Annotated in this window: 8 protein-coding genes; 1 reads left to right on the top strand and 7 read right to left on the bottom strand. The window is 51.3% G+C overall.

From position 1 onward, the window contains the following. Positions 1–9: 9 nt before the first annotated feature. From HRU79_09205 to HRU79_09185, 5 genes are all read right to left on the bottom strand, one after another. On the bottom strand, positions 10–999 hold the full coding sequence (locus HRU79_09205) for a phosphoribosylformylglycinamidine cyclo-ligase (GenBank protein ID QOJ26811.1): 990 nt from the start codon (positions 997–999) through the stop codon (positions 10–12). Then, the gene (locus HRU79_09200; protein QOJ26810.1) at positions 999–1,772 is read right to left on the bottom strand and encodes a glycosyltransferase; all 774 of its coding nucleotides are present in this window, start codon (positions 1,770–1,772) and stop codon (positions 999–1,001) included. Before HRU79_09200 ends, HRU79_09205 begins: the two co-directional genes overlap by 1 nt. Further along, positions 1,769–2,797 (bottom strand): DUF2279 domain-containing protein, encoded by a 1,029-nt coding sequence (locus HRU79_09195; GenBank protein ID QOJ26809.1) that lies wholly within the window; start codon positions 2,795–2,797, stop codon positions 1,769–1,771. The genes HRU79_09200 and HRU79_09195 overlap by 4 nt, the downstream gene beginning before the upstream one ends. A 73-nt stretch (positions 2,798–2,870) precedes the next feature. Beyond that, complete coding sequence (locus HRU79_09190) at positions 2,871–4,229, bottom strand: DUF1446 domain-containing protein (GenBank protein QOJ26808.1); 1,359 nt, start codon at positions 4,227–4,229, stop codon at positions 2,871–2,873. Between the two features lie 18 nt (positions 4,230–4,247). Further along, positions 4,248–4,808, bottom strand: coding sequence for a hypothetical protein (locus tag HRU79_09185; protein ID QOJ26807.1), 561 nt, complete (start codon positions 4,806–4,808; stop codon positions 4,248–4,250). Between the two features lie 59 nt (positions 4,809–4,867). Between HRU79_09185 and HRU79_09180 the strand changes: the two genes are divergently transcribed. Then, entirely contained in the window at positions 4,868–5,980 is a 1,113-nt protein-coding gene (locus tag HRU79_09180) for a DUF4115 domain-containing protein (protein QOJ26806.1), read from the top strand. A gap of 61 nt (positions 5,981–6,041) precedes the next feature. Here the strand turns inward: HRU79_09180 and HRU79_09175 are convergent, their stop codons facing one another. Together HRU79_09175 and HRU79_09170 are read right to left on the bottom strand one after the other, a co-directional pair. Beyond that, a complete protein-coding gene (locus HRU79_09175; protein QOJ26805.1) occupies positions 6,042–7,028 on the bottom strand; it encodes a KpsF/GutQ family sugar-phosphate isomerase in 987 nt (328 codons plus the stop codon). Between the two features lie 107 nt (positions 7,029–7,135). Further along, complete coding sequence (locus HRU79_09170; GenBank protein ID QOJ26804.1) at positions 7,136–11,905, bottom strand: T9SS type A sorting domain-containing protein; 4,770 nt, start codon at positions 11,903–11,905, stop codon at positions 7,136–7,138. Positions 11,906–12,008: the final 103 nt, after the last annotated feature.

Here is a 12,008-nt window from a genome sequence, read left to right as displayed (position 1 = left end):
GGCACCGTATCATTCGCCAACAACCTCGCCGACAATAAACGGATGGTGAGCCGAAAGACGTTCCAGCACGGCATCAACATTCCCCTTATGTACGACGAGTATGATTCCAACGCCAAGATTAAACACGTGGCGCATTTCGGCCTCCGCAATCGAACCGGCATGTTGGATAATTGTAAATATCGCAGGTATATGCCAGCTTCCCCAGTCAATCCGCAACTGCTGTCCGGGTTGCAGGATCCGTTTTGTATTACCAAGAATTCCGCCACCGGTAATATGCGAGATTGCAGTAATCAGGTTATCATTCAGGAGTGGCGCTACCGGATGCAGGTACGATGTATGAACGGCAAGGAGAGCATCGGCAAGACTGCCGCCAAGTTCCGCCACATGGTCATGAATATCATAACGCGGAAACAACGCCTTGCGTGCAAGGGAATACCCGTTTGTATGCAGGCCTGCCGACGGTAAGCCAATCAGCACATTCCCAACCTCAACCCTGCTGCCGTTCAGGATGCTATCTTTTTCTACAATACCAACAATCGTACCGGCAACGTCATAATCGTCATTTGCGTAAATCGACGGCATTTCGGCTGTTTCTCCACCCAGAACTGCACAGTCATTTTGTTTGCACGCTGTTGCAATTCCGGTTATCACATCTGCGGCAACATCGGCATTTAGAGCCCCGGTAGCATAGTAATCCAGGAAGAACAGCGGTCTGGCACCGCATGCAAGGATATCGTTCACACAATGGTTTACCAGACACTGTCCAACCGTGTCGTGTCGGTTTGCCATAATTGCAATTTTTAGTTTAGTGCCAACGCCATCGGTACTGGCTACAAGAACAGGGTGACGATAGTCGGGAAATCGGGCATCAAAAAAGCCTCCGAACAGTCCGATATCTGAAAGGACCCCCGCAGTCCGTGTTGCTGCCACTGCCGGTTTTATCTTTTCAACCAGCAGCTCGCCTGCTTCAATGTTCACACCAGCTTTTTTATAATCCATTATCGTACCTGTTCCCATTCTTCTGAAGATGATTTTCCCCGAAACAAAACACTAAGAGCATTGACTGACCACCACCATACAATTCGAAGATATCCAAATCTGCGATACCGCCGCGGTGATTCATACATCAGCAGGTCACCGGCAAACATCACTCGTGCACGAAGAGCAATCCTGGCAAACAAGTCAAAATCTTCACCTGCGGCAAGTGCTGGCCGATAGCCTCCGACAGCACGGAACACATCAGTGCGGACAATCTGACACTCTCCGCGGCCGGCACCGATTCGTAGCAAATTTAACAGTGCAATATAGGTGTTGTACAACGGATGAAAAATCGAGTCAAACAGCCTGGCCTCCGATGGATTCACGTGAACCGGACAGGCAAGGGCGGATGCCCTGCCGTACCGTCCTTGCCTATCCGCAAAACAAACAATAGTGGCAAGAAATCCTTCGGCGTTGGCGGGAACCGTGTCGGCATTAATAAAAATCAGCACTGACCCCTGCGCAACCTCAGCCCCTTTATTCCGTCCCTCTGCAATGGTCTGACGATGTTCACCGGAATGTACAACAACATTGGACGTATGTGTTAATGCGATGCTCACCGAGCTGTCAGTACTACCACCATCCGAAACAATGATTTCTGCTTGAAACCTGGCTTGCAGCTCCGGTGTAAAAACGCGAAGGGTTTGCTCGAGCAGTTTCTCCTCGTTCAGCACGGGCACTACAATGCTAAGCGTAATGTCACCTTTGTCAGGGGGCTTTGGTTTAGCAATCACAGTGGTACAGAAATCTGAAATGGGTACAGGAATTTAAACGATGGACCTTCGTCGCCCCACTCCAGGGTTGGTCCCGGAAACCGGATGATGTTCAGGCACTGGCGAAGGTAGTTCAGAAAGCCAACCGACGACGTTGGCAGGATTTTCACCCAGTTATAATCCAGACCAATCATAAACCGCTGAAGAACGGGTAGTGCGTTGCCGGCGGCATCTAGCGTAGCATAGTTACGAATTCCGTAGCCTACCGAAAGCATCAGCCAGTCTGGCCAGTATGGCTTGCAGGAAGCAGGCAGCATATTATGCACGTTGCATGCCAGCCAGAAGGTTGTGCTGCTGTAATCATCGATAAAGGTTTTCGGACGCTCATTGAGTTCACGCCCTCCCGTCCATTCAGAGGGTACATAACTCCATCGCGGCGAAAAATTCTCAAGATAGGGCACGTAATACTGAAGCAGGAAGTAGGTGCACCCGGCAACGTTTGCAATCTCGTCCGACGGCGAGAATCCCCAGTTAGCAGCAAAACCATCCTGAACCTCCACATAGGTTTGATAGAGTAAACCAAGTCCGGCACCTATCCAGCGCGCCTGTTCCTGCTCTACACCGGCTTCCATCAGGATATCAGCCGGCAGGGTGGACATTGCGTACCCTGCGAACAGGTGCCCGTATTTGTCAAGCCATCGGGCGTACTCCAGATCTTCGATCACGTGCCAGCCACCGGTTTTATCCTTCCACCATGCCTGGGTTTGATTGATGTGCAGGGCTGTAAATACCGCAGCATAGGCTACTCCCATACCCACCAACGGCAAAGTCTGAACGTTGGTGTGCCGCAGCGGACGTCCACCCAGGAATGTATACCGCTGGTTATTGGCATACGTGAACTCGCTCCGGGGTACATACAAACTGTCATCTGCCGATTCAGTAACACCTGAAGCATGAACCGTTAGGGTTGTCGGTACGGTATCGGCAAAAACCGTATCCACCACCGGTATTGCATACAAGCTGGTACCGGCCAATATAATAAACATGGTTATTAGTGCAGGGCTGCGAGCTCCGGCTGATGTGCCGGAAGACAATCCCCAACACAATGCACGAATGACGCTATACCCGTGCAACATGCACCTTCATTTTGATTACGGTTCTGTTGATAAGCGCCGGGAAGTATGCCACAACATCGCTGGGTTTTGGTCTGCCACCCGAAAATCCGGTAACGCTGGGTGGGCCGGTCAGGATCAGGGGTGCAAGTTCCATCCCAAAGCGTTCTATCGTTGCCTTGCTACGTGCTCTGGCACCAATACGCATAGTAACTTCATTGGGTACGATTGGCAGGGCTTGCGGACCGTAACATGCGTTCATTCCGACAAATTCAGTACGCAGTTCGTCGAACTCCAATCCAAGCTTGTCCAGGCGTTTGCGTAAAATCGTATCCGCTGCAACTGCTTTTTCATAGGCATCCGGGGCGGCGTATGTAAGTTGTCCGAAGGCTACAAAGCCGTCCAGGTACGATGCGCTTACTTTCAGGAAGGGTGTATTGGGCTTGCCTTTAATGCCAAAAACGCGTACCCGGTTATTGCCAAGGTCTTCGAGTGAAATCGAAGTGAAGTCGGCAACGCAGTCGGGCGTGATATACTCGGCTGGATCGCCAATTTCGTACAGCAATTGTTCCGATACTGTTTCGCGGGTAACCGCACCGCCCGTACCATCATGTTTGGTAACCACGAAGGTGCCATCGGCAAACGCCTCGATGATCGGGAAGCCAACATCGTCCATATCCGGCAAATCCTTCCAGTTCCCCAAAAAGTTTCCGCCCGACGCCTGAGCGCCGCATTCGTTGATATGTCCGGCTACTGTTCCGGCCGCCATTTTATCCCACTCTGTCTCCTGCCACCCGAATTCATGGATCATCGGTGCCAGCGTTAAACCGGTATCGGTTGTTCTGCCGGTAATAACAATCTGTGCTCCTTCTGCCAGGGCCTGAACAATCGGCCAGGCTCCGGTGTACACATTTGCGCTGAGCAGTTTGTTCTGTACCGTTGCAATTGGTTCTCCCGACTCCATGTGGCGCATTTCATGTCCGCCGGCCACCAGATCCGGTATCTCCGCCAGAATATCATCTCCCGTTACCACGCCAATCTTTAGCCCCGTAATCCCCAATTCGGCAGCAACCTGAGCAATCCTGTCGCGTGCCGCCAGTGGATTAACGCCGCCACCGTTGGTAATTAACTTGATGTTGCGTTCTACCAAATATGGCAGGACGTCTCGCACAACGTCAATCAGGTCACGTGCGTACCCCAGTTCAGGATTGCGCATCCGTTGCTTTTGAAGGATCGACATCGTCACCTCCGCCAGGTAGTCCATGACCAGGTAGTCAACCGGACCCCGCGAAACCTGCTGGAGCGGTGCCGACTGGAGATCACCCCAGAACCCCTGACCGGATGCAATTCGAACAGATTTAACCATGGTTGTAACCTCTGAGGATTAATCGTGTATTTGCCTGTCCCGCCGGTACACCGGAACCTTCACCGAAGCACGAATGATACGTTCCAGGCGGGCTGTATAGACCGACAAAATACGGAACTGCAACTCACCATTGGGAAGAATTAGATGAAGGTGGGTTACCGGACCGTGTGGTGCAATTCGTACGGCAAGAATATCGTTATAGTCAACTGCCTTGTAACGCTCCAGGAATACGGGACGAATAAGGATGCCGTGGGTACGGATTCGGGTACGTTGAAAATACACCCTGAGTGCAATCTGCACCAGTTGTACCAGCAGAACCATGGGTATAGCATAGGTGTAGATTGCGGGCTTCATGAATACAAAGCACTGAACGGTGATGGCCAGCCAGACAACCAGAGCTCCCGCAAGAAACACCACACCCCACCCATCTGCAAGGATGAGAAGATCTTCGCCCAGCCTGATCTTGCGTACCGACAAATTATCGATAATCTGCCTGTAAGCAAGGGCGCCCCATAGTAAAAGGGCAAACATCAGGGCAACGTAGAAGGCATGCCAGAAAAACTGTTGATTAAATTCCATTGTTACAAGCTAAAAATGAAGCATGTTTGCAGTTCCGTTGGCGATAACTTTTAAACCGTATGGATCCACTGGCACAGAGACTAAAAGCAGAACGCGAACAACAAGGGTTAAGCATTCGAGACCTGTCTGTTGTTACCAAGGTTCGTGAACCATATATCGAAGCTCTGGAGCGTGGCAGATATGATATCCTGCCGGCAGTGTATATCCGTTCGTTCGTGAAAACAATTGGCTCTGCCCTGGGCATTACACATGCCGAGCTTGAAAAGCTCATGCGCGTTTCTTTCGAGGGCAACGAAGAGTCCGTACGGTTACCGCGTGCTGCAGAGACACCTGCAAAATCATCGGGTCTTGAATCAACAGTCCAACGCGCTACGGCAGCCGTTGAGCAGGGCGTTAGCCGCGCCTCGGAAGTTCTGGGCGATGGCATTAAGAAAATCGGTTCACTGCGTTCCCTGAACAGCATATCACTTGGAAACAGACCCCGCCTTGTAATGGCAGCAGCCGTCCTTGCTGTATTAATTTTAATTATAATTTTTGTGTGGGTAGCAAGTTCGTCGGACGAACCAACTACTGATGCCGGAGTTCCGGCAGCCGATGTTATTACCGTCCCTGACAATGTATCCGGTACGGGCGATGCTGACAGTATCAGGTTAGATGCCGTTGTTTCTGATTCAGCCTGGATTACCATAACGATGGACGGTGAGCGTACGCAGCAGCAGGTTCTGGTACCGGGCACCGAGTATAATTGGTCCGCACATAAAAAATTTGTTCTCAATGTTACGAATGTTGGTGGTGTACGCTTCATTCGCAACGGAGAACCATTGCCGCTCTTTGGCAGGAAGGGCGAAGCCGTCCGCTCTATCGTTATTACGCGTACCGATGTTGTTAGCAGCGCTCAGCCACCGTCACAGCAGGGACTTCCAGTGCAATCCCCTACCCCGCAGGCTCAGCAAAATTCTCAACCGGCAGCACCTATTGCAAAGGCACCTGCGCCAAAGACACCTGCAGCTCAGAAACCAGCAGTGGTTGCGCCTAAACCGCGCCAGCAGCCGGCACAGCGAAATGCCGTGCGGAGTAACCCACGACGTCAGCCACAACAGCAACGCAAGCCTGCACCATCACGCAGATCGATGCCGTTGATTACACCTGCACCAACTGTACCACCACGGTAGTGCACAGCAGCGTACGGTCAGATCAACCCAAGGGCAACGGTTAGACCTGTACCAGCAAACCTCACCGCTGCGACATCTTGACCACATCGTGTATCCGTATCAGCCCCACGCAGATACGTCCGTTGGTAACAGGGAGTACGCCAATCTGGCGTTCCCGCTGTTCCATCAGGACAAGTGCTTCGTGAAGCAGAGCCTCCGGCTGTATGGTTACCGGAGCCGAGGTCATTACCTCGGAAGCACGGGTTTGCTCAACCGGTTTCCCGGAGGCAACAAACCTGCGGATATCACCATCGGTGATGATTCCTTCAAGCCTGTCTTCATCACCAACGATACACACAGCTCCAAGCCCCTTACCGGAGAGTTCCGAGAGCGCCTCGGTAAGTGTTGCCTGCAGCGAAACCTTGGGGAGCTGCCCGCCCGACCGCATAACATCCTGCACCCGTTGGTGGAGCGACCAGCCAATAGCCCCCTGCGGATGCGTGATCAGCAGGTCTTCAACCGTTCCACCGCGCTGTTTTGATGCAAGAAGCGACAGGATGTCGGCAACTACAAGCATGGTGGTTGTGGATGCCGTTGGGATGATACCATTGGAATCCAATTCTGCCGGCACCCGAATTGTAACAGCCACCGAAGCCAGAGCACCAAGCGATGATTCAGGCCTTGCGGTAATTGCCACAACAGGCAATCCAATCGTTTTGGCGTGTTTTGCAAACCCGATCAGCTCAGGAGTTTCGCCGCTCTTCGAAAATGCCACCAGGACGTCGGACGGAGTTAAAAAACCGCAGTCACCGTGTAAAGCGTCAACAGGGTGCATACTTGCCGACTGAATGCGCAGGCTGTTAAGAGTTGCCGACATCTTTTTGGCAATGAAGCCTGACTTACCCAGGCCGGTGGTTACAACTGAGTGTGCCGCCGCGATGTACTGTGCCGCATCAGCCCACGCAGCATCGACACTTTCTGCCGTACGTGTGATTGCATCCTGTTGTTGTTGAAAAGCCCGGCGGACAAATTCCAGTGTTTGGTTCGGCTCTGTGGGATCTGTACTCATAATTGCATTGCTAAACGTTGGTTTACAACATTAACACTGTGGCGCTACAAAAAAAGAAAAGCCCCCTGTTTTTGGCAGGGGGCTTTGGTTAGCGTGCAGGTTTCGGATTAGCGAACTACCGTAAGTGTTTTCGACAAGATGTCGTCACCAGCGGTAAGCTTGTACATGTAGGTGCCAGACTGAACATCGTGGCCATCGGCATTCTTACCGTTCCACTCAACGGCATATTCACCGGTTGAGCCGGCAACTTCGCCATTGTACAGTGTTTGAACCAGGTTCCCAATCATGTCGAACAACTCAAGTTTAACCTTGGAGTTGTTAACAACACGGAAGCGGAACGTAGTCTTGTTGGCAACCGGGTTTGGATAGTTGTTTTCGAGAGCAATACCGAGACCGGTTTTAACAACGCTGACAATGTTCGAGAACGACTCACGACCATCGAAGTCATGCTGACGCAGACGGTATTCGTAGGTATAGCCATTTTCTACCTTGTCATCGAAGAAGCGGTAGTTCAGTGTTTGGGTGCTGTTCCCTGCGCCGGCGATGAAGCCGATATTTTCCCACGGAGCATCGGAGGCCGGGCTGTTATCAGTACAGGTCAGACCCGTTTTGCCAGACGTGAGGTTCGTTGTTTCGCGCAGTACACGACGCTCTACGTTGAATCCTTGATTGTTTTGTTCCGATCCGGTTTCCCAGAACAGGTCAATACCAGCCTGACGTGCCTTGGCTTCGAAGAAGGTGAGCTCTACAGGAATAAAGCAGTCAACGAAGACTGGCGGTGAGGCATAGGAGCGCTGACCGAAGTAGGGACGCAGAAGCGGAATCCATGAACCTTGAGTAAATGTTGGATAGCCAAGGCTCATGCCAAGTGAGTTCAGGTGCGGATAACCCGGGTTGCCGATTGTGGGAGTAAACTGTACCCAGTCTCCGGAGAATCGGGTTAATTCGTATGCAAAGCGGTTGTCATTGATAAGAGCGCCACTCCGGTTGCGAACGCGGAAGTTCTTGTCAACCAGCAGCGTTCTGTTGGCAATACCAAGTGTTGGAACGTCAGAGAACAGTGTGGTAACCATACCCATTCTTGTGGCCGAGGCACCAAGTTCGTAGCCTTCAGTACCCATCTGGGCAACCGACACCCAGTATTCACCCGGTGCAATGACAACAGGCTTTTCAAGCAGATAAGTGACATACTTACCAAACTGGGGTTCCGTCCACTGACCGGTTTCATCTTCACCACGGCGACGAAGGATGGTGCTGTTGGCAACACGCGTGTCACCCGGCACACCGCCTTGGTCCTGATAGAGCGAGAACGAGATGTTCAGATAGTCCTGGTTGAGTTCACCCCAGTAAGCCTGATAACCAATAACTGTATCCTGAGAATACAGGGTAAAACGGGCTGCAATCTGACCTGAAGCGTTACCGGCATCAGCACCGTACTGGTCACTGGCACCAAATCCGCCCGGATACCCGTTCAGGTAACCACCGGTGTACTGAGCACCAAGAGCACCACCGATATAGAAATAACCGCCATCATAGTAGTTTCCTGCTGAACCGCCATTCGATGAACCACGATGGTTAAGCCCCTTACCGGTTACACCGGAGAACTGGAGTTTGGGAACATCGTTAACGGGATTGAGCGGGTTTTCTTCGTAGGCGAATGACGGACCATACAGAATGGTAAAGTCAGCTGCCGTAGAGTCATTGGTGGTATCTAAGTCATTACCCGGGAAGAAGATACGTCCGGTAATCTTGTAACGGCCGGGTGTTGTGTTCCGGAAGTTCGCATCCGGGAACGGGAGCAGAACTTCGCGGTTACCGGCAAGCGTCGGAACGGTAATGGTACGGCAGTAAATCTGTTGTACTTCGTTACCGAAGGGTTTGATTTGCAGGCGTACCGAGAATGCCGGAGCTGCAAGGTTGGTGTTGTTTGAAAGTTTTACACGGATCGGGATACGGGTAACCTGTGAAGCAGGTGCCATGGTGTACGGCCAGATCAGTGAAATGTTGGAGAACTCAACGTCGGTTACTTCATCGGGGAAGAGGATCTTAACGTTGTCAACAAAGAAGTTGTCTTCGTCATCAGCCGGCATTGGCGGTGTTGCGTTCTTCATTGCCTGAACCGACAAGCGGAAGCGGAAGTTACGTCCACCTTCGTTTTTCCAGCGCATAACGGTATCCGGGATCGGGATAGTCACTTTAAAGAACTCAACGTCCTTACCATCGTCGAACAGGTCTTCGCGCAAACCACCGGTTGGCGGTGTGTAGTCGTTGGCAAGCTGCATGTTGTAGTCTTTAATATCGTACCCACGACCGTAACCGCCACCACCCCAAATTGTAAATGGTTGCAGGTAGTCGTTGCCGCCAAGCTTGGCAATATCCAGTCGCCAGTTGTTGGTTGGAATGTTGGTAATACCGTTAATACCATCGTTGGATGGGGTGGCAAATTCAAGCAGCAAGCGGTCGGGTTTACGGTTACCTTTTGCGTTGAAGTTGTTCATTACACGGAGGTTAACGTAATGTTCCGGGCCAATCAGACGGTTATCCGAGAAGCCGCGAGCGATTGATGTAAGCTTACCGGCCCTTTGGTAGGAGAATGACAGAACTGCCTTCTTGCGGTTTGCAAGGTTAATTGGGAATGACCGTAACTGGTCACCGCCAAACTGACCCAGGTTAGGGATATCGTTGTTACCAAGCGTCATCCGGTTCATTCTGATTACCGGTGACTTCAGCGAGAAGATTGCAGAATTGGCAGCAGTATAGGTTCCACGTGGCGGCGGCGGATTGTTGGTTACTTCATCACCGTCAACAACGTCCGATTCAATATTTACCCACTTCAACACAGACGGCATTGGAGCACCGCCAACGATGTGGAATTCCGTAACGTCATCATTAAAACCATTCAGGCGGCGCATCGAGAACAAACGAATACCGGTGGTATCGTCGAACGGCCATTCATCGCCAAGCAGAATGTTGTTTGAGTCTCGTGGCTCGGCAACAACGCTGGTGAACATCCGACCAATTTGAGCATCGATAAACGGGTTGGGTTCAAATGGAGGGAAGGTAACACGTACGAATTCGTACGGCTTTACAAAGTGCTTTGCTGTGTAGGGGACCTCTTTACCGTTGATATCGCACAGTGAAATGTTCGACAGGTCAGGATCCATCAGTGCCGAATTTGTAACAGCCTTGGACGTGTTGTAAACAATTTCACCAGTTGCTTCATTGATGATTCGGAAGCGAACCTTGAAATTAATGCCCTGTTTTACGTAGTTAACGCCCTGCGGACCCTGAATGTCGTTGGTCAGGTTCTGAACAACTGCAACCGGCTGTATGATACCCAAACGTGATTCACCAGCCAGAATTTCGTAGTTGTTGGCTTTGTCGGATGGAATTTCAACCGAGAAGTCGAGCGGAGAGTTTCCGTTCAGCGGGTGTGTACGATAATAGACCTGGATTACACGAAGGATGTTCTTCCATTGCTTGAATTTAACAGCAAGGTAGTCCTTGGGTGTTGTGTTTAAGTCATTCTTTGTTGACGTTGCACGTACACCGCAGGTTCCGCATCCAGGCTTACGGTCATCAAACCAGTATTCAGTGAATTGCGTGTACTTTGGTGCATTGTAGTCAAGCAGTGTTGAGGCCGGCATTGAAGACGGGAAGCCGGACCAGTTCAGCCGTCGTGACGGGCCTGTAACACCAAACGTAGAGTTACAACGCAGCCATACAGTTGCGGGATACTGTTGAAGAGCTCCACGCGGTGCGATACCAAAGAATCGTTCATATTGCACCCGAACCGAACTATCATTCCTGTCAAGCGTAATCTGCACATTAAAGCTGTAGTGCTCACCTTGACCGGGACGGTTGTCAGGTTCAAAGGTTACGGTATAGACCGGACCGCCGCCAACCGATGCAACCTTGGTACGGATTGGGGTAAGATTTACGTAGTAAACAGTGAACTTGTCGTTTGATGGTGAGCGCTTAAAGTACACGCGACCAAAATCGTCAACAGAGCTGAGCTCAGAGTTATAAACCGAAACCTGCATGTCATCCCAGCACGGCGCAATAAGAGCCGGGCGAACAAACTGTCCGCCAACAGTGGTCCATGCGTTAGAGTTAACCAGGCTCCCTTCGTCCAGTTGGGTGTTGGTACGGGTACGAATACCACGTGTTGGCGATGCCACCGAGCCACCCATTGCAACATATTCATAACCCCAGTTATCGGCAGTGTTATCGTTCTGTCCGTCACCGGAACGTGTACGAAGGTCATCAGATGCCGGATCGTAGGCAGAGAATACACCGGGTGCTACTTCCAATGCAGTTTTATTGACAGGATAACCGTTCTGATCATACTCGTAGAAATACCTTCTGTTCGTAAGAGCAAGAAGGCCGTTCGTGGAGATATAGATCGAGTCGTACCGGACTCCGTTAAAATAAAACGGGAACCCGATGGAGATCGGTCCGGCTACCGCGTCGTCGGTAGAGTCAGTGGCCTGCCCGGGATTACGGAAATAGGCAAACCCGCCGTATGTATTCTGCGTGGGGTCTGTCCAATATCCGTCCGGGAACTGGTTTGGGCCAGTAACGATTCTGCGCCAGGTTGCAGACTCGGTAAGCGTGTCTACAAACTGGGTAGGATCCGGCCGCCAGAAGTCTGGCGCTTCGTCATCCGAATCAACAAAGTAGTATCCTGTGGAGATCGCAGGATTGGTGCGGGCGTTCGGTCCACCCTTGGTGAATGGAAGCGGATAAGAGTCAACAGGCACGCTGGCGCCACTCCTCCGTTGTACGTTCTCTCCGTCAGTTCCGCCGGCGGTTACAAGTGCGGTTGCGCTTAGTAATCCTGCAGCAAAAACAAGAAGTAGAATTCGTCGGTTCATGAAGACCTCGGAATGAAACAATGAATAACAATTAAATTGGTTTTCAATTTTTTACATATTACACCCAACCTACTGGGCATAATAATTTCTCAAAATGACTAAT

The organism is Ignavibacteria bacterium, assembly GCA_015709655.1.
Classification (GTDB): domain Bacteria; phylum Bacteroidota; class Ignavibacteria; order Kapaibacteriales; family Kapaibacteriaceae; genus OLB6.
Note: the sequence above shows the minus strand (reverse complement) of the source record. Positions and strands in the feature narration are given on the sequence as shown.